This is a genomic window from Kribbella sp. NPDC050241 (assembly GCF_044459685.1).
In the GTDB taxonomy this organism is placed as follows: domain Bacteria; phylum Actinomycetota; class Actinomycetes; order Propionibacteriales; family Kribbellaceae; genus Kribbella.
This window is the reverse complement of sequence record NZ_JBITJE010000006.1, coordinates 212,058-236,996: the sequence shown is the minus strand read 5'-3', so window position 1 is coordinate 236,996 and position 24,939 is coordinate 212,058. Positions and strand designations below refer to the sequence as shown.

Here is a 24,939-nt window from a genome sequence, read left to right as displayed (position 1 = left end):
CGCCGACGGCGGGGGCCGTTCGCTGACGTCGCAGACACCCGCGCCCGCGCTGTGGGACTGTGGGTTGGATACAGTCGCGGTTCACGACGAATCCGCGTGGCGGGGATGCGAGGGTGAATCAGTGACCGCTCAACTCGAGTATCCCGGGGTGCAGGACGACAACGCGCTGCTGTCGATCCACGGCCTGTGGAAGGTGTTCGGCCCGAAGGCGCAACGCGTCCCCCGCCGGCCGGAGCTCGCCTCGCTCGACCGCGCCGCGCTGTACACCCAGACCGGATGTACGGCGGCCGTCCGCGATCTCAGCTTCGACGTGGCACCCGGCGAGGTGTTCGTGGTGATGGGCCTGTCCGGTTCGGGCAAGTCCACGCTGGTCCGGTGTCTCACGCGCTTGATCGAACCGACCGCGGGCAGCCTGATCTTCGAGGGCGAGGACCTCCGCGCGGCCGACGAGAAGCGGCTGCGCGCCCTGCGGCGGAGCAAGTTCTCGATGGTGTTCCAGCACTTCGGGCTGCTGCCGCACCGCAAGGTCATCGACAACGTCTCGTACGGCCTGGAGATCCGCGGCGAGAGCAAGCCGGACCGGCGTCGCCGGGCCCAGGAGGTCATCGACCTGGTCGGACTGGCCGGCAACGAGAACCTCTACCCCGAGCAGTTGTCCGGCGGCATGCAGCAGCGCGTTGGCCTGGCGCGTGCGCTCGCCAACGACCCCGACGTACTGCTCTTCGACGAACCGTTCTCCGCGCTCGACCCGCTGATCCGTCGCGAGATGCAGACCGAGGTCGTGCGCCTGCATCGCGAGGTCGGCAAGACGATGGTGTTCATCACCCACGATCTGTCCGAGGCGCTCAAGCTGGGTGACCGGATCCTGCTGATGCGTGACGGCGCGGCGGTGCAGTTCGGGACCGGCGACGAACTGGTCGGTGCTCCGGCCGACGACTACGTTCGCGAGTTCGTGCGGGACGTTCAGCGGGCCGACGTACTGACGCTGCGGTGGATCGTCCGTGAACCGCGCCCGGGGGAGCCGCTGGACGGACCGGAGCTCGGCCCGGACGTGCTGGTCCGGGAGGCGACCCGGCTGGTGCTGGAGTCGGACCGCCCGGTCAAAGTCGTCTCCAACGGCACGCTGCTCGGTGTGATCGGTGACGAGGAGATCCTCGCCGTCGTAGCGCCGCCCCACAAAAAGCCAGCCTGATGGCCTCCATCACCGGCTCGGTCGAGTTCGAGGTACGACGGCCGCGCCGCAGCGTGATCGTCGGGATCCTGCTCGTCGTCTGGGTCGCGGCGTACTTCCTGCTCCGCGGGATCGACACGCTCGTTCTCGGTGGGCAGGAGACGACCGCGTTCCACCGCTGGCTGACCGATCACCGCGACGACGTCGGCCAGGGCAACGCGGTCTTCGACGCGATCCGGGTCGGGGTCGACCACTTCGTCGTACTGCTCCAGAACGTCCTGTCCCAACCGTCGTACGGGCGTCCGGTCCCGGTGATCGGCTGGCTCGGCGTGGTCGCGGTGGCGGCGTACCTGGCCTGGGCGTTCGGGACCTGGAAGGTCGCGCTGCTGACCGCGGCCGGGCTCGGGTTCGTCGGGATGCAAGGGCTGTGGCAGGAGAGCATGGACACGCTCTCGTTGACCATCGCGGCCGTGCTGTTGTCCTTGCTCGTCGCGATCCCGCTCGGCATCTGGGCCGGTCTGTCGAATCGCGCGTTCCGGGTCGCGACGCTGGTGCTCGACCTGATGCAGACGCTGCCGACGTTCGTGTACTTGGCGCCGCTCACACTGTTCTTCGCGATCGGGCCGGCCGCCGCCACCATCGCGACCGTGATCTACGCCGCGCCGCCGGCCGTCCGGCTGACCGCGCACGCGATCCGCTCGGTCCCGCTGGAGAGTGTCGAGGCGGCCCGTTCGCTCGGATCCACTCGCGGCCAGACGCTGACCAAGGTCCTCTTGCCGATGTCGCGCAGCACTGTTGTGGTCGGCATCAACCAGACGATCATGGCCGCGTTGTCGATGGTGACGGTCGCTGCGCTGATCGACGCGCCAGGTCTCGGGCAGACCGTGCTGACGGCCCTGCAGACGCTCGACGTCGGCGTCGCGTTCAACGCGGGCCTGGCGATCGTGGTCATCGCGATCGTCCTCGACCGCGTCACCACCGCGGCCGGCGACCGGCCGTGGCGTACGGCGAGCGTCCGCCGGAAGGTCCTGCTCGGCGCGGGCGCGGTCGGAGTGCTGGTCGCGGTCTGGTTCTCCCGGACCTACGTGTGGGCGGCCGAGTTCCCGGACACGGTGAACATCGGCTCGCGGATCGCCGTGATCGCCACCGACGTGACGAACTGGGTGCAGGACACCTTCGGCGGTTTCACGTACGGCGTCCGTGACGCGGTGACCAACGGTCTGCTGAACCCGCTCGAGGCCCTGCTGACCGGATCGCCGTGGTGGCTCGTCGCCACGGTCGTCGTGGCGCTGGCCGCCGTACTCGGGAGCTGGCGGGGTGCGGTGCCGGCGGCGGTGTGCTCGGGATTGCTGGTGGTCACCGGGTTGTGGCACGACAGCATGATCACGCTGGCTTCGACGTTGCTCGCGACCGTCGTGGTCGTCGCCGTCGGGCTTGCGCTCGGAGTATGGGCCGGGCGCAAGCATCGGGTCGACACCTGGATCCGGCCGGTCCTGGACGCCGGGCAGACGATGCCGCCGTTCGTGTACCTGGTGCCGTTCCTGGCGCTCTTCGGCACCAGCCGGTTCACCGCGATCGCGGCCGCCGTCGTGTACGCCGTACCGGTCACCACCAAGATCGTTGCTGACGGCATCAAGGCGGTGCCGGTGGCAACGGTGGAGGCGGCGAACTCGGTCGGCTCCAGCAGTTGGCAGGTGATCAGCAAGGTGCAGCTGCCAGTGGCCCGCAGAGCCATCACACTGGCGGTCAACCAGGGCCTGATCTACGTGCTCGCGATGGTGGTGGTCGGCGGCCTGGTCGGCGCCGGTGCCCTCGGGTACGACGTCGCCGCCGGCTTCGCGCAGAGCGAGCTGTACGGCAAGGGTCTGGCCGCCGGGCTGGCGATCGTGCTGCTCGGGGTCCTGCTCGACCGCATCACCCAGGCGGCCGCGCGGACCCGGAAGTTCAACGGAACAGTCAGAGGAGACAAGCTGTGAAGAAGCTCCGGTACGCCGGTGTCCTGACGGCCGCGGCACTCGCGCTCGCCGGATGCGGCGGGGAGAAGGTCGGTGCGGACGAACCGGCCGCGAGTGGTGGAAAGGACTGCGGCACGTTCAACCTGGCCGTCAGCCCCTGGGTCGGGTACGAGGCGAACGCGGCCGTGGTCGGGTACGTGGCCAGCAAGGATCTCGGCTGCACAGTGGTGAAGAAGAACCTCAAGGAGGAGATCTCCTGGCAGGGCTTCGGCACCGGCGAGGTCGACGCGGTGCTGGAGAACTGGGGCCACGAGGACCTGAAGAAGAAGTACGTCGAGGACCAGAAGGTCGCGGTCGAGGCGGGTTCGACCGGGGTCAAGGGCGTGATCGGGTGGTACGTGCCGCCGTGGATGGCCGAGAAGTACCCGGACATCACCGACTGGAAGAACCTGAACAAGTACGCCGCCCAGTTCAAGACGTCGGAGTCCGGTGGCAAGGGCCAGTTGCTCGACGGCGACCCGTCGTACGTGACGAACGACGAGGCGCTGGTGAAGAACCTGTCGCTGAACTACAAGGTCGTGCAGAGCGGCAGCGAGACCGCGCTGATCCAGGCGTTCCGGGACGCGGAGAAGAACAAGAAGCCGCTGCTGGCGTACTTCTACGAGCCGCAGTGGTTCTTCAACGAGCTCAAGCTGGTGAAGATCGACCTGCCGCCGTACAAGTCCGGCTGCGATGTCGACCCGGCGAAGGTTGCCTGCGACTACCCGCCGTACGACCTGGACAAGGTGGTCTCGAAGAAGTTCGCCGACTCGGGCAGCCCGGCGTACGACCTGGTCAAGAACTTCCAGTGGACCAACGAGGACCAGAACGCGGTGGCCCGGATGATCGCCGTCGACAAGATGACGCCGGACGCGGCCGCCGAGAAGTGGATCAAGGACAACCAGTCGAAGGTCGACGCCTGGCTGGGCAAGAAGTAGCCCGGCGGCTGATCCGGTCGACGTCGAAGCGTTCACCGGGTGGGAGCGGTAGACCCACCGAGCGGCGCAGTGCATCGGCCTCGTCGAGCAGTTCGAGGGCGCGGCCGGGATCCCCGGCCGCGCCCGCCAGGCCCTCGAGAGCCAAGGCGATCGCCCGCTCGTCACCGACCTGGACGGCGGCCTCGTAGCTCTGCTGGTGCAGGGCTTGTGCCTTGGTGAACTCCCCGCGTTGTTCGGCGACGAAGCCGAGCTGGGCGCGGATGAACGCGATGCCGGGTGTGCCGCCGACCTGCTCGAGCCAACCGAGCCACTTGGTGAAGTGCGTCTCGGCCTGCTCGAGCCGGCCCTGCCATCGCGCGGACAGCCCGAGTCCGACCTCGGCGTATTCCTCGGCGGACTTGTTGGACTGCTCGATCGCCAGCCGCCGGGCCCGCTCGTGCAGCTCGTCGGCTCGGTCGTAGTCGCCGGTGAGCAGCGCGATCCGGCCCAACCCGGCGGTCCGGAACGACACCTCGGTCCACAGGCCGAGATCCTCCGCCCGCCGGATCGCATCGTCGAGATACCTCGCCGCGGTCGGGTAGTCCCCACTGATCTCTGCGGCCACGATCAGCGAGTACGTCGCCTGCAGCCGTCCCCAGTCGTCGCCCAACTCGTCGAAGAGCTCCAGGCTGCGTCGGCTGTCGCGCACCATGTCGTCCACACCGGCGTGCACGATGTTCAACTGCGCCCGGGTGCTGAGCGCCGCGGCCAACCCCCACCTCTCGCCGTGTTGGGCGAAGGTCGCGATCGCCCGGTCGATGCGTTCGCGGAGGAGGGTCCGGTCGCCGTACGCCCACTGTGTCGTGGTCAGAAACCACAGTGCCCGCGCCTGCCCGAGTCCTCCTCCGGGTAGAGCTTCAGCGCCTCCTCACTCGCTGCGGTGAGGTTGGTGCCCTTGGCATCGGTCGCCGTCATGCCGACGTACCAGACCGTGGCAGCCGCACGGTCTGCCGAATCCTGCCCGGGTACGTCGAGAGCTGCGGCGATCGAGCGGCGTGCCTCGCCCAGACGGCCGCGGAGGTACCAGTACCACGCGAGGGCGTTGACCAGCTTCAGGTTCGGAACCGCATCGAGTGCGGCCCGGAAGTTGGCGGACTCCTGGTCGAGACGGCGCAACCAGGCCTGTTGCTCCGGCCCGCGAAGCTCGGCCCTCTGCGCGAGCGAGAGGTAGTACTCCGCGTGCTGCCGCCGGGTCGCCGCCTCCTCGCCGGCTTCGGTCAGTCGCTCGAGACTGTAGTCCGCCACCGACTCCAGCAGCCGGTAGCGGCCGGCGGCCGCCACGACGAGTGATTTGTCGACAAGGCTCAGGACGGTCTGCTCCGGCAGGCGACTGACCGCGGTCGCCGCCTCCAGCGAGAAGGTGCCCGCGTGCACGGCCAGCCGGCGGAGCATCGTGCGCTCCTCCTCGTCCAGCAGGTCCCAGCTCCAGTCGATCGTTGCTCGCAGCGTCCGCTGCCGCTCCGGTACGCCGCGACCACCTGACAGGACCCGGAAGCGGTCGCTCAGCCGGTCCGCCAGACCTTGCACTCCGAGCGCCCGTACCCGGGTCGCCGCCAACTCGAGTGCGAGCGGGATCCCGTCGAGCCGCTGACAGATTGACTCGACGTCCTCGCTGACCCCTGCGCGCGCTTGGAAGAGCTCGATCGCCGCCGCGAGATCCAGCGGTGGTACGTCGAGCGCCCGTTCACCGGCGAGACCCAGTGGCTCCCGGCTCGTCGCCAGTACGCGCAGCCCCGGGGCTGACTCGAGCAAGCGTCGTACGAGGTCTGCGAGGTCCAGATGCTCGCAGTTGTCCAGGATCAGCAGGAGCTGCCGAGTACTGAGTGAGTCGACCAGACGCGGGAGGAGGTCCGTCGACTCGTCCCGGATCTCCAGCACAGTGGCAAGTGCCTCCAGTACGTCGTCCTGCCGCTGGGATGCGAGTTCGACCAGGCGTACGTCGCCCTGGTGGTCGCGGCCGAGTTCCAGCGCCAGACGGGTCTTGCCGACGCCGCCCGGACCTACCAGCGTGAGTAAGCGGTTGGCCGCCAGCAAGTGCTGCGCCTCTGTGAGTGCCTCGTCCCGGCCGATGAGGTCGTTGAGCGGCGCCGGCAGTGCTGCGGAATTCCGCAGCACAGGGTCGTGCCGGAGGATCGCCTGATGCAGATCCGTCAGCTCCGGACCAGGGTCGGCACCGAGCTCTTCGGCCAGCGTCTCCCGCAGCTCGGCGTACGAGCGCAAGGCCTCGTCCTGCCGTCCGACGCGGTAGAGGGCCCGCAGGTGTACGGCGCGCAGCCGCTCGTGGAGGGGATGTCGCCGGACCAGGTCGGTCGTCTCGGGCAGCACATCCTCGCCCCGGTCGGCCAGATCCTCGATCGCGGTGAGGCGGATCTCCTCGAACCGGTCCCGAGTGGCCCGGGCGAACTCGTGGTCCGAGACATCGGCGTACGCGGTGCCGCGCCAGAGAGCGAGCGCCTCGCGCATCCGGCCGGCCGCGACCAACTCCTCGAACATGTTGCTGTCGACAACCTCCGCGGCGAGCGTGTAGCCGGCTGATCCATGGATGACGAGCCCGCGACTGCCGGGCTCGGCCCGGTCGAGCGCCGTACGGAGTTGGGAGATCCTCGCTTGCAGGGTGCCGGTCGCGTTGCGCGGCGGGTGGTCTCCCCAGAGGTCGTCGATCAGGCGGTCCGCGCTGACCGGGCGGCCCTGGTTCACCAGCAGGTCGAGAAGCAGCGTGCGGACCTTGGTGTCGGGGACCGTGACCGGGTCACCGGCGTCTGTCCGCACCACCAGCGGACCGAGTACCCCGAAGAACACCTGGCCACAGTAGCCGTAGCGAACCCGTAGCGAGCCTTCGCACGATCGGGCCATGAGTTCTCGAGAAGCAGTCACAGTGATCGGCCTCGGTGCGATGGGATCGACCATGGCCGAGGTCTTCCTGGCCGCTGGTCACCCCACCACCGTGTGGAACCGGACGCCGGGCAAGGCGGCCGGGCTGGCGGCCACCGAGGCGGCGACCGCCGCCGACGCGGTCGCCGCGAGCACCCTGATCGTAGTCAGTCAGGTCGACTACCCGGCGATGGAGGAGTCGCTGGGCTCCGCGGACTTGTCCGGGCGGGTCGTGGTCAACCTCAGCTCCGACAGCCCGGACCGGTTGCGCGCGGGAAGCCGGTGGGCGGCCGAACGTGGTGCCACCCTGATCACCGGCGGCATCATGGTGCCGCCGCCGGGAATCGGCAAGCCCGGCGCGTACGTCTTCTACGCCGGTCCGCACGACGTACTGGAGACGCATCAGCGGACGTTGTCGGCGCTCGGCCGCGTCGACTACGTGGGTACCGACCCAGGTCTGGCAATGCTCTACTACCAGGCGATGCTCAATGTCTTCTGGACCACGCTGGTGAGCTACTTCCACTCGGCCGCCCTGGTCGGGACCGCGGGGATCAAGGCCGAGGACCTGCGCCCGTACGTCGCGACGATGCTCACCGATCTCACCGAAGACGGGCCGATGGGCTTTCTCCAGCTGCTGACCGCGGCCGTCGACGCAGGTGTCTATCCCGGCGGCCAGAACAACCTGCAGATGCAGGCGGTCGGCAGTGAGCACGTGGTCGAGGCCTTCGAACAAGCCGGTCTGGACACCGGACTGCCACGCGCACTGGCCACCCTGTTCGCCCGCGCCGTAGCAGCCGGCCACAGCGCCGACGGCCTGGCCTCGCTGGTCGAGATGGTCCGCATTCGCGGCTGAAGGACACTTGAGCTTGTTCACACGGGCTGGGGGCAACTATCACGATGTGGGCGAGCAACGCCGACGACACGCCGGAAATCGGACAGGACCGGGTAAGTTCACTCTCATGATCATCGTGACAGCTGCACTGAAGGGCGGGGTCGGAAAGACAACCACGTCGGTGTACTTGGCCGCGCTGGCATCTTCCAACCGTCGCACAGCGACCCTGGTCGACGCCGATCCACAAGGCAGTGCCGCCGACTGGGTCGACTCCTCCGAGGACGACCATCTGAACAGGATCGAGATCGCGGAGGCGCCGACCGAGCGGCTGCTGAACAAGGCACTCGACAAAGTGCCGCCCGAAGGCATCGGCATCGTGGACATGCCGCCGTCGCACGAGCGGCTGCTGAACAAGGCCCTCGAGCGAGCCCGGATCGTGGTCATCCCGACCCGGATCGGCGGGGTGGAGACGCCCCGCGTCAAGGCGGTCCTGGAACTGGTTCCGGACGGCGTCCCGTCAGGCCTGGTGATCTGCTCGGCCCGGACGTACACCCGGAGCTACCAGGAAGCGATGCAGCAGTACGCCGAGGAAGGCATCCCGGTCTGGGGCACGATCCCGGAGCGCGTGTCGATCACGGCCGGCCCCAGCGGTCCGCTCGCCGCCGACGGCCTGGAGTCCTACAAGAAGGTCTGGCGCAAAATCCTGGCCGCCGCCAGGACCTGAAGGTCGCGAGAGTCCGGGCGCACAGTGCGGCTGTGTGCCCGGCTCAGCGGTTTAGGGGTGGTTCGCCGCGGACGTAGGAGCGGATCACCGTGGCGGCCGCGCCGCGCGCCCAGTCGTCGAAGGTGTGCGAGCGCAGCATCAGTCGGCAGTCGCCGGCGGCGCCGAACGCATGCTCCGCGAAGGTCCGCCGCAGTCGATCCTCGTACAGGTCGTACTCCGCGACGCCCTCGCCTGCGATCACCACGAGCTCCGGCCCGACCAGGTTCACCATCGCGGCCAGCGCCGCACCGATCACCTCGCCGGCCCGGTCGAACGCCTCGCGCGCGTGGTCATCGCCTTCGTGCGCGAGCTTGATCGCCCCGGCCAGATCCAGGTCCGCCCGGCCGGTGGTCTCCCGGGTCCGGGCCAGGATGGCGTCGGACGAAGCAACCGTCTCCACGCACCCGCGCCGGCCGCAGGTGCAGACGAGGTCGCCCGGGGCCAGCGGTAGATGGCCGAGCTCGCCGGACACGCCGTACGCCCCGGACACGACCTCGCCATTGATGTAGAGCCCGCAGCCGATGCCGGACCCGATGGTCACGACCGCGAACGAGTCTGCGTCGACGCCGACCCCGAACCAATGCTCGGCGACGGTCAGCGCCCGTACGTCGTTCGTCACCACGACCGGGACCCGGAGCCGCTGACCCATCAGCTCCGCGACCGGGACGTCGCGCCAGCCCATGAACGGCGAGTCCCGTACCACGCCATGCGCCGCGTCGACGTCGCCCGACACCGCGACACCGATCCCGACCAGCGGTCCGGCCATCGCCTCACCCGTCTTGAGCGACGTGATCAGTTCCCTGGACAGGTCGGCCAGTTGGTCGATCACCCGCTCGGGCGTCGTGTCGTCGAGCCGTTGGTGCCGGACAGTCAAGATCCCGGCGGTGAAGTCGGTGGTCACGCCGATCAGGCTGGTCGGGGTCACCTTCAACCCGATCAGCGAGACGCTCTCGCGGACCACGGTCAGCGGGCTCACCGGCCGGCCGATGCCGAGCTGGTTGTCGTCGGCCGGCACGGGTGCCTGGTCGGTGACGAACCCGGTCTCGATCAGCGGCGCGACGGCCTTCGTGACGGCCGCCTGGGACAGTCCGGTCCGGCGCGCGATCTCCACCCGGGGGATCGGGCCCTGAGTCAGAATCCTGGTCAGCACCTCGACTCCCGCCGGCGTGGCCAGGGGGAGCGGACGATGAGGACGCAGCGGCACGAGAACAACCTACCGGCGCGTCACTACGGCCGCTTCGATTTCTCCCAGTGTTGGGGACGTCAGTGCCCACCGGATAGTCCTGGTCAGGCCGTTGCCGGCGGCGCGTACGACGGTCCGCTCGGCGAGCGGGAGGTACGGCAGCCGCAGCGGCAGCCGGGTCCACCACGGCAACAGACCGACCGCAGCAGCCGTGAGTACGCCGTACGCCGGGCGCGCGGCCCACGGAACCGGTGGGTGCACGAGCATGAAGCGGGCGGCCTGGCGGGCTTCGGTCGTGCCGCGCAGCTCCGGCTGGTAGTCCCTCAGTGTCTGCCGCAGCTCGGCCACTGTGGTCGGTGGGTCGATGACTCCGAGCTTGCGGGCCACGAGTGCCGCGTCTTCGACGTACAGGTCCTGCTCCTCGGCGTTCAGCGGTGCGACGCCGTACTGCTGGTGGGCGGCGAGGAAGCTGTCGACCTCCGCCACGTGGACCCACTTGAGCAGGTGCGGATCGGAGGCGCGGTACTTCACCCCGTCCGGACTGGTCCCACGGACCCGCTCGTGCACGGACTTGACCCGCGCGATCGCCTCCTCGGCGTCCGGGATCGCGCCGTACGTCGTGATGGCCAGGAAGTAGCTGGTCCGGCGCAGCCGCCCCCACGGGTCCCCGCGGTAGCCGGAGTGGGCCGACACCGCGGCCATCGCCAGCGGATGCAACGACTGGAGGAGCAGAGCCCGGAGTCCACCGGCGAACATCGACGCGTCGCCGTGCACCCGCCGGATCGGGCGGTCCGGGGCGAACCAGCGGGGACCAGGCGTGTTGTGTACCCGGTTGCGTTCGGCGCGCGGGTCCGGACCCGCCACCTTGGTCATGATCAGCTTCGCCAACCCGTCCCGCAGCGGGTCCAGCGGTCCAGCAGTGGTGGCGGCCATACAGTCAGTCTCCCCCCGGCCCCAACCCGGTCAGTCGGCGTACTCGTTCTCCAGGAGGGAGTAGAGCAGGGAGTCGCGCCAGGCGCCGTTGGTGAAGACGTGGTCGCGGAGGTGACCTTCGTAGGTGAAGGCGAGACGCTTCACCACCGCGATCGAGGCCTCGTTCTCGGGGCCGATCGCGGCGGTCACCCGGTGCCGGCCCTGGCTGGTGAACGCGAAGCGCAGCATCACCCGGGAGGCGTCGGTGGCGTAGCCGTGCCCCCAGTGGTCGGCGTGGATGGCGTAGCCGAGCTTCGCTCCCCACGGCCCGCTGGGCGCCAGCCGGGCGAAGCCGATCACGCGGTCGTCGTCCCGGCGGGTGACGGCGAGCATGTGATCCGGCCGCTTCTCCCGGGCCGACCGTTCGATGATGCCGGCCAGCGCCTCGGCCGCTTTGGCGCGGTCGTAGCTGTCGAAGGCCATCCAGGTGGTCACCCTGTCGTCACCGGCAACGGCCAGATAGTCGTCCAGATCGGTGGGGCGGAATTCGCGCAGCGTGGTCAGGTTGCCGATCAGGGGATCCATCCGGGCGGCTACCGGGGGAACGTCTGTATCGGGGTCCGGGTGAACATCTCGATCTCCTCCTGCAGCTCCCGGGCGTCGTCCGCGCGCCCGGACTGCCGCAGCGCCTGATGGACCCGGCGGGCCGAGTGCACCACGCCGTTGATCCGGCGTTCGGCCGGAAGGCCCAGCACCGGCGCGATCGCGTCGGCCGCGCCGTCGAGCTCGCCACTGGCGATCCGGTTGATCGCCATCGCGGCCTGGCTGCCCGCGGCGTCGCCGAAGGCCCACTCCGGGTGGTTCTGGTCGGTGTAGGCGTCGACCGCCTGGCTCGAGTACCGCGTGGCCTGGTCGACTTCACCGGGCAGCCACGCCAGCGCGTCGGCCGCGTAGTACAGCTGCCGGTGCCGGCCGAAGGTGCACAGGCCGCCCATGTCGTCCAGGTCGTCGTTGCGCACCGTGTTCCAGGCCTCTTCGGCCCGCTCGAGCGCGGCCCGAGTGGCCTCCGGGTTGCCCAGCGCGGCCCAGGCGCGAGCCTCGCTCACCGGCAGCCAGACGCTGGTGGTGCTGTTCGCCTGCTCGGCGTACCCGGCGCCGAGCTGTGCGTACCGGACCGAGTCGTGGGGGTTGCCGGCCCAGTAGGAGACGAGCGACTGCAGGCCGCGCACCCAGGCGCGCAGGCCGTGGTGGTCGGCGTTGTCGGCGCAGAGGAAGGCCGTCCGCGCCTGGGTCAGGGCGGCATGTGGGTTGCCGAGGTCGTGGGATGCCTTGGCCAGCAGACCGCCGGTCACGCCCCCGAGGAAGTACAGCTGCCGCAGGTGTTCCGGGCGTTGCCTGCTCTCCAGCAGCGCGAAGACCAGGTCCTGCGTCTCGACCAGCTGGCCGAGGATTTCTGGCAGCGGGCGCTGCGGGTAGGCCTTCGCGACGTGACGCACGTCGTCGTACACCTGTTCCATGGCCTCGCTTCCGAGACCGGACTGGGCCGCGAGGGCAAACGCCCTCGCTCGGCTGGCAGCCATGTCGAGAACCTCCATCTCATTACCTGTCGTGATCCGTCCACTCGCGGCAGGTGCCGGCACCACCTGGGATGCCTGCTCGGGAACGTACGGGGAGAAGAGCTCCTCGACCGGCTTTCCGAACATGCGCTGCAGGGTGCGCCGGGTCTGAGGAGTGGTCCCCGCGCGCTCGCCCGATGCGAGGCGCCGCAGGTGCCGCTCGGTGATGGTTCCACCCAGCTCGACGAACTCGGCGACGATCTCGGAGTAGGTCTGGTTCCGGCGCTGGATCAGGTGCGCCAGGACCGTCTTTGGCGTGTACCTCCCCGCCATCGTTCCTCCCGTTCACGTCAGATCAGACGTTGTCTCGACTGATGCCCCACGACAAGGTGCGGTCCCCCAGATGTCCGCGAGAGGTCCGGAAGAGGTCCGGCAAAGGTCCGGTCCAGGTCCTAGAGCGGTCACGTCGGGCTCGTGCACCATTACTGCCATGACAACCAGTAAGTCCAACTGGTTGCAAGGGCTCAGAGTTACGGGGTGAGAAGTAGTGACCATCGCGGAAATGACGTCGAGGCAGCACCGGCGCCGAGTTCGGGTCTGGTTCGGCGAGCACGTGATCGCTCAGTACGTCGCGGAGGCGCCGTTGGCAGCCCGCTACGAACAGGCGATGCGGCGCCGTTTCGCCGGTCTCCGAGTCACCAACGACGTACTCGGCCCGCTCGACAGCACCGACTGAAAACACCACGACCTTCCGGGTCCTCCTCAGACCCGGTTCGCTGCGCCCTGGGGTCTCCTCACGCTCAGGGGCAGCTCTGGAAGGTCCGAGACACTCCTCAGTCCCGGACGAAACCCAGGTGTGGTCCGGAGCACTCCTCAGCTCCGGACCACACCGCCCATCGACCCGGCTGGGCCTGGCGGTTGAGCTCCCTGTGTCACCGCCGCCCAGCCGTTCCAAACCACCTCCTGGCCGACACCTCGGGCCAGGCAGGGCCGAGTGTCCTGGGCGGTAGGACACCGGTGGCTCTTGACACCTCACCGAGAGCCACCCCCTGAGGTGGCCTGCTCCGCTGTGTGACCGCCGCGCCTGGGCGATCACACAGCGGAGCCATTTCCGATGGCCCCGGGTGTCCCGGGTGGTCGGCGCGGTCGCTGGCGGGTTGTTTGATCGCTGGCGTCCGATAAGACGTCACTCGTGAAACAACCGGCCATCGGGGAGGGTGTGTACCCGGTCCGGGGAGCATTGCGCACCTGATTCGGCCGGCGAGACTCCCCGCTCGGAGTCAGTCTCCGCTCGCGGAGGCTGCGAGGTTGTGGGCCATCCGCCGGAGGATCCCGAGCGTGGCGGCGTACTGCTCGGGGGTGATGCCGGCTGTCACGTGTCGGCGCTGCTGGTGAACTTTGGCGCTCAGCGTCTCGAGTGCGGCCCGGCCCTCCTCGGTGAGGTCTTCGCCGGTCAGCCAGCCGCGATCGGTCAGTGGGGTGGTGACGGCGGCCAGTTCGGCGGGGTCCGCGGTCAGGAACGGCGCCAGTGTCATCGCGATCGGCTCCGGGCCGGCGGCCGCGTTGAGCGCCTGCCACTGCCGGCGCGTCAGCCCGTCCGCGGCGAGGACCCGCTCGAACGACGCTTCGAGCAGCCGGTCCACCTCCTTCAGCCACCAGCCGATAGGCTTGTTGTCATCCGACATATACATGTCAACGAGCATATATTTTGGAGTGCCCGTGGACAAGACCGACCCGGTCGTCGCGGTGGAGACGGCGATGATCGCGATCCGCCGCCGCCAGACCCGCCGGGCCCTCGCCGTACAGTCCGGCGGACCCGACCCGGTCCAGGACGTCCTCGACGCGATCGAGGCGGCCGCACCGGGCTCGATCGGGGTGAACGGAGTCGCCGCGGCCCTCGGCGTCGACCAACCCCGGGCGAGCAAGCTGGCCGCCGCGGCGGTGTCCGCCGGTCTGGTACGGCGTGAGGCCGACCAGCAGGACGGTCGCCGTACGAACCTGGTGCTGACCGCCGAAGGCCGGCAGCAGCTCGATTGGGTGCACGGCTATCGCCAGGAGCGGTTCGCCGATGCGATGGCCGGCTGGACGGACGCGGAGCGGGAGACCTTCGCGGACCTGTTGACCCGGTTCGTGAGCGGCTTCGACCGGCTATGACCGCTGGATGTCCGCTTCGGGTCCGGTGATGTAGACCGCGAACGGCGCGTCCGGCTGGACCTCGGCCGAGCCGTCGACCAGCCCTTCGTACGTGGCTTCACCCACGTAGGTCATCCCGAGCCGCTCCATCACCGCCCGGGACGCGCTGTTGATCCGCTCGGTGAACGCGACGACCGAACTCGCACCGAGTGTGCGGAACGCGAAGTCCAGTCCGGCTCGGCCGATCTCGGTCGCGATGCCCTGGCCGCGGTACGCCGTGAGCACACTCCACCCGAGCTCGAGCCGATCGGTCGCCCACTCGGACCCCACGAGCGCGGTCATCTGCTCTGAGTCCCCCAGACACGAGAGCCCGCCCCGACCGACCAGTGCACCGGACGTCCGGTCGTAGGCCATCCACTTGCTGACGCCGTCCTGCTCCCATGCCCCGTGCATCCCGGTGGCTCGCTCGAGCGACTCCTCGGCGGACCAGGTGCCGGCGAACCATTGGGCGACCCACGGATCGGCGTGCAGGATCTCGAGGTCCGCGGCATGTCCGGGCAGGACGTCGCCCGGCGCGGTCATCGGTTCGAGCCGGAGGCGCTCGGTGAACCGGGTTCGGACTGCCTGCGCCACGATGTCGCGCAGCCTCCGGTCGCCGTCGGTGCGGCCGACCATCAGCAGTTCGAGGTCGTCCGGCCCGACCCAGGCCGACGCGTCGTGCTTGCCCTCTTCGAGTCGCGGCCTGCTCAGGTCCCCGTCGACTGTGATCAGGTAGTCGAGCTCACGCCGTACCCGGCCCTCGTACTCCCACTCCCAGTCGGCGACGGTCCAGACGATGTCGCGGACCTTCCAGCCGGTCTCCTCCTCGACCTCCCGCGCCAGCGCCTGCTCCGGTGTCTCTCCCGCTTCCAGGTGCCCGCCGACGATGTCCCAGATCCCCGGCAGCAACCGCCGCTCCGCCGTACGCCGCTGCACGTAGACACGCTGCTGCTCGTCCCGGATCAAGGCACCCACACAGTCGACCGCACGCATACCAGCAACCTAGTTGCTCGTCGCGAAGTGTTCCGCTTCTTATCGGCACCGGACTGCTGGGTGTGACAGAGTGCGGAACCGTGTCCACGCCGAACATTCTGCTGATCGTGTCGGATGACCATGGGTACGCGGATCGGAGTGCGCTGGGGGTGCATTCTGATGTGCGGACGCCGGCGCTCGATCGGCTGGCTGGTGGTGGAGTGAGCTGCTCGAGTGCTTACGTGACCGCGCCGATCTGTAGTCCGTCGCGGGCGGGGATCATCTCGGGGCGGTACCAGCAGCGGTGGGGTGGTCAGTGGTTCGACTCGGCCTCCTTCGCGCCGGACGACGTACCGAGTCTGGCGGAGCTGCTGCAGGAGCGCGGCTACCGGACCGGGTACTTCGGCAAGGTCCACTACGGCGGCGAGAACGTCGGGGACCGGGCCTGCCCACCACAGCACGGCTTCGAGGAGACGCTGTACGGCCTGGCCGGGCAGTCGCTCGGCCGGCTCAACTACCTGCACCACTCCGAGCAGTCCCAGAGCGAGTACGGCGCCGATGCCGCCAAGTACATGGCGGTGCAGCCACTGTTGTCCGGTGACGAGCCGGTCGAGCACGAGGGCTTCCTGACCAGCGAGCTCGGCCGCCGCGCCGCGGAGTTCATCGAGACCGAGGACGAACGCCCGTACTTCTGCATGCTCGCCTTCAACGCGGTGCACAACTTCTGCTGGCAGTTGCCCGCCGAAGAACTCGCCCGCCGCGGTCTGCCGGAGTACAACGACTGGAAGCCGGAGTCCGGCCGCACCTACACCGAGTGGTACGACGACGTGATCGTGCCCAACCTCCCCCACGGGCGCGAGTACTACCTGGCGCAGCTCGAGCTCATGGACGCCGAGATCGGCAAGCTGCTCGACCTGCTCGACGCCACTGGTCAGGCAGACAACACTCTGGTCGTCTACACCACCGACAACGGCGGCTCGACCTGCAACTTCGCGGACAACACGCCGCTGCGCGGGACCAAGTACACGGTCTGGGAAGGCGGCATCCGGGTCCCGATGCTGTGGCGCTGGCCCGAGCGGCTGCCAGCCAGCCAGCAGACGGATGCACTGGTGAGCACGCTGGACCTCGTGCCCACCCTGGTCGCTGCCGCAGGTGGTGAAGCCGAGTCGGATGGCGTCGACCTGCTGCCGGTGCTCACCGGCGAGACCCAGTCCGCTCACACCGCCCTGCACTGGGACTGCGGCTTCCAGTGGGCCGTGCGATCCGGTGACTGGAAGCTCAGCTGGGTCGACAGCGACAGCCCATCCGTCGCTCACCTCAGCCAGTACGAGCACGCACCGATGGGCTCCGGCCGGCATCTGACCAACCTCGCCGCCGACCTGGGTGAGCAACACAACCGCCTGACCGACGAGCCCGGGATCGCCCAACGTCTCCAAGCGCTGCACGCCACCTGGCGCACCGAGGTCGGCCTAGACCCGGTTGGGCTGCTCGGGGATCCGGTTCGGCATGAAGAGAACGGCAGCGACGAGTAGGACGGCGGCTCCGGCGGCGCCGTAGTAGACGTCGTGGATCGCCGGGGCCAGAACGTCGCCGGGCAGCGTCTCGAGATCGGCGTGGTCGTCGCCGAGACGTGCGGCGACCACACCATTGGCCACGGCGCCGAAGGCGGCCACTCCGATCGCGCTACCGACCGATCGGGCGAACATGTTCGCGCCCGTCACCACACCACGCGTCTGCCACTCGACCGACGACTGCGCCGCCACGACCGACGGCGACGCGGAGAAGCCGAGTCCGATGCCGATGACGAAGCAGGCACCGGCCAGGTGCAGCACAGAACTCTCGGTCCCGACCGTGAGCAGCAGCCCAGCGCCGACGACCACGATGCACGCGCCGAACAGCATCGTCGTACGGAACCCGAGCCGCAGGTAGATCCGCCCGGCCACCGAGGCAGCGATCGGCCACCCCAGCGTCATCGCGGCCAACGCGAACCCGGCGACCAGAGCCGACGTACCCAGCACGCTCTGGGCGAACAGCGGCACGTACGTCGACAGGCCGATCATCAGCACGCCGATCAGAAGGGCCGCCGAGTTCGCGGAGTTCAGGACGCGCCGGCTGAGCACCCACAGCGGGAGCACCGGCTCGGGCGCGCGGCGCTCGACGACGACGAACGCGGTCAGCAGGCCGACCGCCCCGGCCAGGATCGCGATGCTCGCGCTCGAGTCCCAGGACCACATCACGCCGCCCTCGAGCAGGCCGAGCAACAGCATCGAGCCGCCGACCGCGAGCAGCACCGCACCGGCGTAGTCGATCCGGTGGCTGGTCCGCGGTACGGCGTTCTCGTGGAAGCGACGCACCAGCGCCCAGGCGGCGGCGATGCCGAGCGGGATGTTCACGAAGAAGATCCAGCGCCACGAGATGAAGTCGGAGAACAGCCCGCCGAGGGTCGGGCCGACGAACGACGAGATCCCCCACACGCTGGCCAGGTAGCCCTGGACCTTGGCCCGCTCGGCCACCGTGTAGATGTCGCCGACGATCGTCATCCCGATCGGCTGGATCGCGCCGGCACCGAGTCCCTGGACCAGCCGGAACGCGATCAGCGCCGGCATGCTCCAGGCGAACCCGCACAGCACCGACCCGAGCAGGAACAGCCCGACGCCGACCAGCATGATCGGCTTGCGCCCGCGCAGGTCGGCGAGCTTGCCGTAGATCGGCACCGAGACGGCCTGGGCCAGCAGGTAGATCGAGAACAGCCAGGGGAACTGGGTGAAGCCGCCGAGGTCATCCACCACCGACGGGACGGCGGTGGCCAGAATGGTCGCGTCGATCGCCACCAGCCCCACGCTCAGCATCACCGCGAGCAGGATCGGTCCCCGCTCCGACCGAAGCCCCACACTCGCCCGGTCGATCCGCTCAGTAGTCATGACAAAGGCCAATCTAACTGCCGGGACAACGATTCCCGCAGCGCCGGATCGCCAGGTGGACGCGCGCTCGGGCACGCACGGTCGGCCTAGGGCACATCTCTCAATTCCCTGCGTGCTGCGCGGCACTCGGCGGGCACATCGCGGCGTTGGAGGACGAGGCACGGAGAACCCCACTCCGAGCCTCGCCCTCCGCCTTGCGCTGCACTCCGCCGAGCACCTGCTCGCTACTGCAGGGAATCGAGAGACGTGCCCTAGTGCACAGCTACGCTCCGGGGGGTGAGGATTCGGGATGGGATGCTGCGTGCCGTCGTGCTCGTGGTGACCGTGTCGCTCACGCTGGTGCTGCTGCCGATCGCGATCAACGTCGGCACCGGTGGCACCGCTCCCGGCTTCCTGGCGCCGTACGCGGACTGGACCTGGCCGGTGATCGGTGCGCTCTGGTTGGTCGCGATCGTCACCGCGCTGTTCGAGTTCCGCAGCCGACGGCTGCCCACCGTCTCCGGTCGCTCCGCCGACCAGCCGCGCAACCGGCCGAACGCGCTGGCTCGCGTCGACCGCTACCTGTCCCAGCGCGTGGCCGGTTCGCTCGCCTCCCGCACCCGCATCGCTCTGGCCCTCGAGGAGCGTCCCGAAGCCGTCATCCGGCCGTACGACCTGCTGGTCCAGCCACTCGACAGCTCACCTCGACCCGTCTCCGACGACACCGACATCGCCACGGTGTTCGACCAACTGCAGGACTCGATGCTGATCCTCGGCGCACCCGGCGCCGGCAAGACCACTCTGCTGCTTGAGCTCGCCCGCGCCCTCGCCGAGCAGGCCCACGCAGACGAGAGCAAGCCAATCCCTGTTCTGATCGATCTGGCCGGATGGACCGCTCAGCCGTCGCGGAAGGACGACGACGAACCGCAGGACAGTCCGCTCCTGGCCGGCTTCGTCCGCTGGCTGCTGGGTGAGCTCAACACGCGCTACGGCATCCCTGCCGCCGTCGGCCGCACCTGGCTGCGCCGCGGCCGCCTGGCACTCCTGCTCGACGGCCTCGACGAGATCGCCAAACCGAGCCGCGCCAAACTCGCACCAGTCCTCGAAGAGCTCCGCCGCCGCTACCTGATCGGCAGGCTCGCCATCACGTGCCGCACGCAGGACTACGAGCTTCTCCCCGACCAGCTCAGCCTGCACGGCGCTGTGCACATCAGGCCGCTCACCAGGCAGCAGGTGCTCGACTACTTCGCCGCTGTCGGTCCGGACCTGGACGGTGCGCGCGCAGCGATCGAGCAGGACGACGAACTGTGGGACCTGGTCAACTCACCGCTGATGCTGAACGTGATGATCCTCGCGTACCACGGCCGCGTGCCGGAGGAAGTCGTCGCAGGCGGTGTCGCCGACCTGCGGCGCGAGCTGTTCGACACCTACATCAGCGAGGTCCTGGCCAGACACCGCTCGACCAATCGCCAGTACGACTCAAGGACGGCGGTCCGTTCGCTATGGTGCCTGGCGTGGTGGACCCGCAGCCGCGCCGGTGACCGCACCGCCGTACCGCGGTGGCTGATCCCCAACGGCTGGTACGGACTGTCCCTGCCAGAGGTGGACTACCTGGCCCATGCGGTCAGCCTGCCCGCCATCTTCGCCGGGTTGGCCGCCGGTGCGATCCTCGTGACGCTCGCGCAGTACGGCGTACTAGCCGGGCTGGCCGTGGCCGGAGCGGCACTGCTACTCGTGCATATCAAGCCGCATCCGTGGCAGGCGCTGATGACCGAAGGGCCCAAGCCGCAGCGGGCGCCACTGCTCGCGCTCACGCTCGTCCTGAGTACGTCGTGCACGGTCGTCCTGATCGTCGCTGTGATGGGACTGGTCGAGTTCCTCCCGGTGTGGCTGGCGCTCGGTGTCGAGGCGGCAGCGATCGCAGCGTCGTACGTCGTCGAGCAGGTGGTCTCCCACAGCAACAGGCGTCGGTTGCTGCTGGGAGTCCGGCTCGCTGTGGTGGTCGCGGCCGGCTGGTTGACGCTCAGCATCGGTGATCGGCCCGACAGCTTCGCGACCGGTCTGGCGATCGGACTGCTCGTCGCGCAAGGCATCCGGCTGGTCAAGTCGCTACCGACCGACCACGTGGTCCAGCAGCCCGCTGGACATGGCTGGTGGATGGATCTGTGGGTGCTGGGCGGTGCAGTCGGCGGATTCCTGCTGGCCGTGGCACTCGGCGCCGATCTGACCTCCCCTGACCTCGAAGCGGTGGCCGGTGTGATCACCGGCGCTGTCGCCGCGAAGGCGTGGCGCCGTCGTCCACCGCTGTTCGCCGGGCCGCTCTCCCGTCTGCTCCACGACTTCCTGCTCCGCTGGACCGGGTACCTTCCGTGGCGCCGCCGTGCCTTCCTCCGGTACGCCGCCGACCGGTACGTGCTCGCCCGCACCGGACGCGGTGAGTACTCCTTCATCCACCTGCTCGTCCGCGACCACTTGGCCGAGTGCTCCCCCAACCACCTGGCCGAGAAGGTCGAGCGCCGGATCGCCCAGCGGGCGACCGCCGCTACCCGGTAGCGGGTTCGTTCAGCGCGAAGCCCATCAGGCAGCCGGTCAGGACCAGCGCGATCAGCGGGCTCAGCGCGACGCGCAGTGAGGTGTGTTCGGCGATCGTGCCGAGCACCGGGGTGGCGACTCCGCCGATGCTGACCGCGAGACCGAGCGTCATGCCGCCCGCGGTACCGACCCGGCCGGGGAGGAAGTCCTGGCCGAGGGTGACGTGCAGCGAGAACGGGATCGACATCGCGATCGCGGTCAGCGCGAGGAAGCCGAAGAACGCCGGGCCGGGCACGAACACCAGCGCCGCGATGGCCGGTACGGCGACGGCGTACGACGTCCGCATCGTCCGGACCCGCCCGTACCGGGTGGCGAACCGGCCGCCGAGCAGCGTGCCGAGGGCGCCGGCCGCGAACAACACGAACAACGCCACCCCGCCGGTCGTCGTTCCACTGCCGACCCGCTGGCCGGCGTACAGGGCGATGAAGGTGCCGAGGCCGACGAACACGATCGAGCGGCACACCATGATCGCCGACAACCGCAGGAACGACGGCCAGTCGTCACTCCCGGGCCGTTGCATTCGATTGCCTCCAGCAACCAAGCGTGCGGAGCGAACAGCCAGCCTGGTGATCACCGCACCGACCAGCGCCGGTACGACGAGCAGCGGAGTCAGCGACAGTCCACCTGCCGCCATGATCGGCGTGACGAGCACCGGCGCCAGCGCGAAACCGACGTTCCCGCCGACCGAGAACCAGCTCATCCCGACATGGCTGCCGCCACTCACCGCACGCGCCATCCGCGCCGCCTCCGGGTGATAGGCGGCGACACCGAGCCCGGACAGTGCGGCAGCCAGCCAGCTGAGCAGGTACGTGTCGCCGACGCCGACCAGCGCGATCCCGAGTCCCGCCGTCGTCATCGCGACCGGGATCAGCCAAGCCAGCGGCCGCCGATCGGTCAGTGCGCCGAACACCGGCTGCACCACCGAGGACAGCAGCGTCGCAGCCAACGTGATCCCGGACACCGCGACGTATCCGAGCCCGCGCTCGGCGACCAGGAACGGCACCAGCGCCGGTACGGCGCCCTGGTACACATCCACGCACGCGTGCCCGATCGCCATCAGTCCGATCGGTCGAAGTCTCAGCACACCGTCGATGGTTGTCGCCGACGCCGCTGTCCGGCTTCCGATAAAATGCCAATCTATGCCGGAAACCCGCCAGCTCCGTCCCGCGAACACCGGAATCCGGCCGATCCCGGCCGGCGGTGCGATCGAGGCGCACTGGCACGACCGGAACCAGATCGTGTACGCCGGCCGTGGCGTTCTCTCGGTGACCACCGACGCAGGCAGCTGGATCGTCCCAGGGACCAGAGCGATCTGGGTCCCGGCCGGCACCCTGCACGAGCACCGCGCGTACGGCGAGACCGCGCTACACACCGTGGGACTCGAGGAGAACCCACTGGGCCTCGGCGCACCATCAGCGCTCGTCGTGAGCCCACTTCTTCGCGAACTGCTCCTCACCTACACGACAGACGAAGAGGTCGACGCGGACGAACGGCGGCGGCTCCACCTGGTGCTGCTTGATCAGCTGCGGCGATCGCCCCAGCGTCCTACGTACCTGCCGACCCCCACCGACGCACGGCTGGCCGCCGTCTGCGATCTGCTGCGGGATGATCCTGCGGACCCCCGAACGCTGACCGAGCTGGGCCGGGAAGTCGGGGCCAGTGAGCGGACTCTCAGCCGGTTGTGCAGGACGGACCTCGGCATGACCTTCCCGCAGTGGCGGACGCAGCTCCGGCTGCATCAAGCGCTCAGACTCCTGGCGACTGGGGAGTCGGTGACCAGGGTCGCGCATCAGTGCGGCTGGGCGTCGACGAGTGCCTTTATCGACACCTTCCGGGCGGCGTTCGGTCACACCCCGGGAGCCCGCAGAGCCTGATCGAGGATGCGGCTCCACTGCCGGACGATGCCCTTGCGGCGTGCGCTGTCGTCCGTCAGCAGGTCGGCGAGTCCCAACCCGCGTGTCAGGTCCAGCACGCCCTGCACGGTCTCCCGTACTCCGGGAGTCCGTTCACTCACCTCCAGCACTTCCAGCAGAGCCCGGTGGGCCTGACGTCCCACATGTGCTTCCAGCCGGACGATCTGCCTTCGCAGCGCGTCCTCCGTCGATGCAGCCACCCACAGGTGCAGGGCGGCCCGGAACAGTGGTCCGGTGTAGACGTCCGCCAGCATCTCGACGATCGCCTCGGTCCGCGCCGGGCCGCTGGGCAGTGCGGCCGCCTGCGCCTTGATCTCCGCGAGCCGTACCTCGGTCATGTACTCGACCGCCGCCTCGAACAGATCCGCCCGGGTCGGGAAGTGGTGCTGGGCGGCACCCCGCGACACCCCGGCCCGGGTGGCCACGACGCTCACCGTCGTCGCGGCGTACCCGACCTCGGCGAGCGACTCCACGGCCGCCTCGAGCAACCGCTGCCGGGTGGCCCGGCTGCGGTCTTGCTGGGGTGCCTTCAGGGCTTCACTCACGGGCGGAAGCCTCCCGCGCCCGCAGTTCACGCCGCAGGATCTTGCCCGACGCCGCCTTCGGCACCGCGTCGATGAACTCCACCTGCCGGATCTTCTTGTACGGCGCCACCCGGGCGGCGACGTACTCGATCACGTCGTCGGCGGTCAGTTCGACACCGGGCATCGGCACCACGAACGCCTTCGGTACCTCGTTGCCCTCGGCCTGGACGCCGATCACCGCCGCGTCCGCGATCCGGTCGTCGGTGAGCAGTACAGCCTCCAACTCGGCCGGCGGCACCTGGTAGCCGTGATACTTGATCAGTTCCTTCACCCGGTCGACGACGTACAGGTACCCGCGTGCGTCCATCCGGCCGATGTCGCCGGTGTGCAGCCAACCGTCCTGGTCGACGGTCGCGTCGGTCTCCGCCAGGCGGCCCAGGTACCCCTTCATCACCTGCGGTCCGCGGATCCAGATCTCGCCGGTCTCGTCGTCTCCAACATCGTTGCCGTCGGCACCGACAAGCCGCATCTCGGTGGACGGGAAGAGCTTGCCGACGGCACCGGGCGGCGGCTCCGGGTCGTCCTGCGGCACGGCATGGGTGCCCGGTGACAGCTCGGTCATGCCGTACGCCTGCAGCACCGCGTGCAGCCCGAGCCGTTTCGCGCAGGCCTCGGCCAGTTCGCCGTCCAGTGGTGCAGCCGCCGAGGTCACGTGCTTCAGCGCGGACAGATCGACTCCGTCGACTGCCGGGTGTTTCGCCAGCGCCAGCACGACCGGCGGAGCCACGAACGCCCGGGTGATCCGCTGCTGGTCGAGCGTGGTCAGGAACTGCTGCAGCTCGAACTTCGGCAGCACGACCACGGTCGCGCCGAGCCGCAGCGGCAGGTTCATCAGCACCGACAGGCCGTAGATGTGGAAGAACGGCAGGATCGCGATGATCCGCTCGTCCTCCCCGAGCGTGATCATCACCTCGGCCTGCGAGATGTTGGTGGCGATGTTCCGGTGCGTCAGCATCACGCCCTTGGCCACGCCGGTCGTCCCGCTCGAGTACGGCAGTACGGCGACGTCGTTCGCCGGATCGATCATCACCTCCGGCTCGGGTGCGGTCGACGCGAGCAGCTCCATCACCGAGCGGTACCCCTCGGCGCTGTCGCAGACGAAGATCTCGGTCACGTCGGTGCCCTCGATCGCCGCGGTCGCGTTCGGCAGGAACAGCGAGATCGTCACCAGCAGCTTCGCCTTCGAGTCGACCAGCTGCTTGTGCAGTTCGTCGGCGGTGTAGAGCGCGTTCACTGTGGTGACGGTCGCGCCGGCGCGAGTAGCGCCGTAGAAGACGACCGGGTAGAGGATCGTGTTCGGGCTGTACAGCGCGATCACGTCGCCGTGCCGGATGCCGAGCTCGGCGAGACCGGCCGCGACCCGGCGGGTCATCGCATCCAGCTGGGCGTAGCTGAGCTCCTTGCCGGTGACGCCGTCGACCATGGCCGGCCGGTCGCCGTACTCCTGGGCCCGGCCGAGGACGGCGTCGTGGATGGGTACGTCGAGGACCTCGACGGGTGGGAACTGGCTCGTGATGATCATCGGCGGGGATCCTCTCCTGGCCCGG

22 protein-coding genes are annotated in these 24,939 nt (G+C 69.2%); 10 read left to right on the top strand and 12 right to left on the bottom strand.

The genetic code is table 11. From position 1 onward, the window contains the following. Window positions 1–121 precede the first annotated feature (121 nt). The 3 genes from ACIBG5_RS27875 to ACIBG5_RS27865 are packed head-to-tail and all read left to right on the top strand — an operon-like array spanning window position 122 to window position 4,103. Window positions 122–1,192: a glycine betaine/L-proline ABC transporter ATP-binding protein gene (locus ACIBG5_RS27875; RefSeq protein ID WP_396394410.1), complete on the top strand. Its 1,071-nt coding sequence runs from the start codon at window positions 122–124 to the stop codon at window positions 1,190–1,192. Beyond that, the gene (locus ACIBG5_RS27870; protein WP_396394409.1) at window positions 1,192–3,147 is read left to right on the top strand and encodes an ABC transporter permease subunit; all 1,956 of its coding nucleotides are present in this window, start codon (window positions 1,192–1,194) and stop codon (window positions 3,145–3,147) included. The genes ACIBG5_RS27875 and ACIBG5_RS27870 overlap by 1 nt, the downstream gene beginning before the upstream one ends. Beyond that, window positions 3,144–4,103, top strand: coding sequence for an ABC transporter substrate-binding protein (locus ACIBG5_RS27865; RefSeq protein WP_396394408.1), 960 nt, complete (start codon window positions 3,144–3,146; stop codon window positions 4,101–4,103). The genes ACIBG5_RS27870 and ACIBG5_RS27865 overlap by 4 nt, the downstream gene beginning before the upstream one ends. Here ACIBG5_RS27865 and ACIBG5_RS27860 read toward each other — a convergent pair. Together ACIBG5_RS27860 and ACIBG5_RS27855 are read right to left on the bottom strand one after the other, a co-directional pair. Further along, window positions 4,057–4,854, bottom strand: a complete 798-nt coding sequence (locus tag ACIBG5_RS27860) for a tetratricopeptide repeat protein (protein WP_396394407.1) — start codon at window positions 4,852–4,854, stop codon at window positions 4,057–4,059. The genes ACIBG5_RS27865 and ACIBG5_RS27860 overlap by 47 nt on opposite strands. A gap of 95 nt (window positions 4,855–4,949) precedes the next feature. Then, on the bottom strand, window positions 4,950–6,941 hold the full coding sequence (locus ACIBG5_RS27855) for a BTAD domain-containing putative transcriptional regulator (protein WP_396394406.1): 1,992 nt from the start codon (window positions 6,939–6,941) through the stop codon (window positions 4,950–4,952). A 52-nt stretch (window positions 6,942–6,993) separates the two neighbouring features. Between ACIBG5_RS27855 and ACIBG5_RS27850 the strand changes: the two genes are divergently transcribed. Together ACIBG5_RS27850 and ACIBG5_RS27845 are read left to right on the top strand one after the other, a co-directional pair. Next, entirely contained in the window at window positions 6,994–7,866 is an 873-nt protein-coding gene (locus ACIBG5_RS27850; RefSeq protein WP_396394405.1) for an NAD(P)-dependent oxidoreductase, read from the top strand. A gap of 106 nt (window positions 7,867–7,972) precedes the next feature. After that, window positions 7,973–8,569 (top strand): ParA family protein, encoded by a 597-nt coding sequence (locus tag ACIBG5_RS27845; protein ID WP_396394403.1) that lies wholly within the window; start codon window positions 7,973–7,975, stop codon window positions 8,567–8,569. Window positions 8,570–8,612: 43 nt separating this feature from the next. On the opposite strand, the gene ACIBG5_RS27840 is transcribed toward ACIBG5_RS27845, so the two are convergent. From ACIBG5_RS27840 to ACIBG5_RS27825, 4 genes are read right to left on the bottom strand one after another with little or no spacing between them, the layout of a single operon-like run. Further along, window positions 8,613–9,812 carry an ROK family protein gene (locus tag ACIBG5_RS27840; RefSeq protein WP_396394402.1) on the bottom strand — a complete coding sequence of 400 codons (1,200 nt, stop codon included), beginning with the start codon at window positions 9,810–9,812 and terminating at the stop codon, window positions 8,613–8,615. A 9-nt stretch (window positions 9,813–9,821) separates the two neighbouring features. Next, window positions 9,822–10,724, bottom strand: a complete 903-nt coding sequence (locus tag ACIBG5_RS27835; RefSeq protein ID WP_396394401.1) for an oxygenase MpaB family protein — start codon at window positions 10,722–10,724, stop codon at window positions 9,822–9,824. A 30-nt stretch (window positions 10,725–10,754) separates the two neighbouring features. Further along, a complete protein-coding gene (locus ACIBG5_RS27830; protein WP_396394400.1) occupies window positions 10,755–11,288 on the bottom strand; it encodes a GNAT family N-acetyltransferase in 534 nt (177 codons plus the stop codon). 8 nt (window positions 11,289–11,296) lie between these two features. Beyond that, complete coding sequence (locus tag ACIBG5_RS27825; RefSeq protein WP_396394399.1) at window positions 11,297–12,592, bottom strand: XRE family transcriptional regulator; 1,296 nt, start codon at window positions 12,590–12,592, stop codon at window positions 11,297–11,299. A 229-nt stretch (window positions 12,593–12,821) separates the two neighbouring features. Here ACIBG5_RS27825 and ACIBG5_RS27820 point away from each other — a divergent pair, with 229 nt between their 5' ends. Next, on the top strand, window positions 12,822–12,995 hold the full coding sequence (locus tag ACIBG5_RS27820) for a hypothetical protein (protein ID WP_165553433.1): 174 nt from the start codon (window positions 12,822–12,824) through the stop codon (window positions 12,993–12,995). Between the two features lie 544 nt (window positions 12,996–13,539). On the opposite strand, the gene ACIBG5_RS27815 is transcribed toward ACIBG5_RS27820, so the two are convergent. Beyond that, a complete protein-coding gene (locus ACIBG5_RS27815; protein WP_396394398.1) occupies window positions 13,540–13,950 on the bottom strand; it encodes a MarR family winged helix-turn-helix transcriptional regulator in 411 nt (136 codons plus the stop codon). Window positions 13,951–13,978: 28 nt separating this feature from the next. Here ACIBG5_RS27815 and ACIBG5_RS27810 point away from each other — a divergent pair, with 28 nt between their 5' ends. Further along, entirely contained in the window at window positions 13,979–14,413 is a 435-nt protein-coding gene (locus ACIBG5_RS27810; RefSeq protein WP_396394397.1) for a MarR family winged helix-turn-helix transcriptional regulator, read from the top strand. Here ACIBG5_RS27810 and ACIBG5_RS27805 read toward each other — a convergent pair. Continuing rightward, window positions 14,408–15,424 carry a GNAT family N-acetyltransferase gene (locus tag ACIBG5_RS27805; RefSeq protein WP_396394396.1) on the bottom strand — a complete coding sequence of 339 codons (1,017 nt, stop codon included), beginning with the start codon at window positions 15,422–15,424 and terminating at the stop codon, window positions 14,408–14,410. The genes ACIBG5_RS27810 and ACIBG5_RS27805 overlap by 6 nt on opposite strands. 80 nt (window positions 15,425–15,504) lie before the next feature. Here ACIBG5_RS27805 and ACIBG5_RS27800 point away from each other — a divergent pair, with 80 nt between their 5' ends. Further along, window positions 15,505–16,935: a sulfatase gene (locus ACIBG5_RS27800; RefSeq protein ID WP_396394395.1), complete on the top strand. Its 1,431-nt coding sequence runs from the start codon at window positions 15,505–15,507 to the stop codon at window positions 16,933–16,935. On the opposite strand, the gene ACIBG5_RS27795 is transcribed toward ACIBG5_RS27800, so the two are convergent. Continuing rightward, window positions 16,873–18,324, bottom strand: a complete 1,452-nt coding sequence (locus ACIBG5_RS27795; RefSeq protein ID WP_396394393.1) for an MDR family MFS transporter — start codon at window positions 18,322–18,324, stop codon at window positions 16,873–16,875. The genes ACIBG5_RS27800 and ACIBG5_RS27795 overlap by 63 nt on opposite strands. 276 nt (window positions 18,325–18,600) lie before the next feature. Here ACIBG5_RS27795 and ACIBG5_RS27790 point away from each other — a divergent pair, with 276 nt between their 5' ends. Beyond that, window positions 18,601–20,856 carry an NACHT domain-containing protein gene (locus ACIBG5_RS27790; RefSeq protein ID WP_396394392.1) on the top strand — a complete coding sequence of 752 codons (2,256 nt, stop codon included), beginning with the start codon at window positions 18,601–18,603 and terminating at the stop codon, window positions 20,854–20,856. Here the strand turns inward: ACIBG5_RS27790 and ACIBG5_RS27785 are convergent. Further along, entirely contained in the window at window positions 20,846–21,979 is a 1,134-nt protein-coding gene (locus ACIBG5_RS27785) for an MFS transporter (RefSeq protein ID WP_396394391.1), read from the bottom strand. The two genes, ACIBG5_RS27790 and ACIBG5_RS27785, sit on opposite strands and share 11 nt — an antisense overlap. A 55-nt stretch (window positions 21,980–22,034) precedes the next feature. Here ACIBG5_RS27785 and ACIBG5_RS27780 point away from each other — a divergent pair, with 55 nt between their 5' ends. Further along, window positions 22,035–22,769 (top strand): AraC family transcriptional regulator, encoded by a 735-nt coding sequence (locus ACIBG5_RS27780; protein ID WP_396394390.1) that lies wholly within the window; start codon window positions 22,035–22,037, stop codon window positions 22,767–22,769. On the opposite strand, the gene ACIBG5_RS27775 is transcribed toward ACIBG5_RS27780, so the two are convergent. Next, on the bottom strand, window positions 22,742–23,353 hold the full coding sequence (locus ACIBG5_RS27775) for a TetR/AcrR family transcriptional regulator (protein ID WP_396394389.1): 612 nt from the start codon (window positions 23,351–23,353) through the stop codon (window positions 22,742–22,744). The genes ACIBG5_RS27780 and ACIBG5_RS27775 overlap by 28 nt on opposite strands. Continuing rightward, window positions 23,346–24,914 carry an AMP-binding protein gene (locus ACIBG5_RS27770; RefSeq protein WP_396394388.1) on the bottom strand — a complete coding sequence of 523 codons (1,569 nt, stop codon included), beginning with the start codon at window positions 24,912–24,914 and terminating at the stop codon, window positions 23,346–23,348. The genes ACIBG5_RS27775 and ACIBG5_RS27770 overlap by 8 nt, the downstream gene beginning before the upstream one ends. Between the last annotated feature and the right edge of the window lie 25 nt (window positions 24,915–24,939).

Coding starts and splice junctions, on each gene's coding strand:
- ACIBG5_RS27780 (WP_396394390.1), top strand. CDS start 22,035: ATGCCGGAAACCCGCCAGCTCCGTCCCGCGAACACCGGAATCCGGCCG.
- ACIBG5_RS27835 (WP_396394401.1), bottom strand. CDS start 10,724: ATGGCCGCCACCACTGCTGGACCGCTGGACCCGCTGCGGGACGGGTTG.
- ACIBG5_RS27795 (WP_396394393.1), bottom strand. CDS start 18,324: ATGACTACTGAGCGGATCGACCGGGCGAGTGTGGGGCTTCGGTCGGAG.
- ACIBG5_RS27870 (WP_396394409.1), top strand. CDS start 1,192: ATGGCCTCCATCACCGGCTCGGTCGAGTTCGAGGTACGACGGCCGCGC.
- ACIBG5_RS27815 (WP_396394398.1), bottom strand. CDS start 13,950: ATGTATATGTCGGATGACAACAAGCCTATCGGCTGGTGGCTGAAGGAG.
- ACIBG5_RS27830 (WP_396394400.1), bottom strand. CDS start 11,288: ATGGATCCCCTGATCGGCAACCTGACCACGCTGCGCGAATTCCGCCCC.
- ACIBG5_RS27845 (WP_396394403.1), top strand. CDS start 7,973: ATGATCATCGTGACAGCTGCACTGAAGGGCGGGGTCGGAAAGACAACC.
- ACIBG5_RS27805 (WP_396394396.1), bottom strand. CDS start 15,424: ATGCGTGCGGTCGACTGTGTGGGTGCCTTGATCCGGGACGAGCAGCAG.
- ACIBG5_RS27850 (WP_396394405.1), top strand. CDS start 6,994: ATGAGTTCTCGAGAAGCAGTCACAGTGATCGGCCTCGGTGCGATGGGA.
- ACIBG5_RS27820 (WP_165553433.1), top strand. CDS start 12,822: ATGACGTCGAGGCAGCACCGGCGCCGAGTTCGGGTCTGGTTCGGCGAG.
- ACIBG5_RS27770 (WP_396394388.1), bottom strand. CDS start 24,914: ATGATCATCACGAGCCAGTTCCCACCCGTCGAGGTCCTCGACGTACCC.
- ACIBG5_RS27825 (WP_396394399.1), bottom strand. CDS start 12,592: ATGGCGGGGAGGTACACGCCAAAGACGGTCCTGGCGCACCTGATCCAG.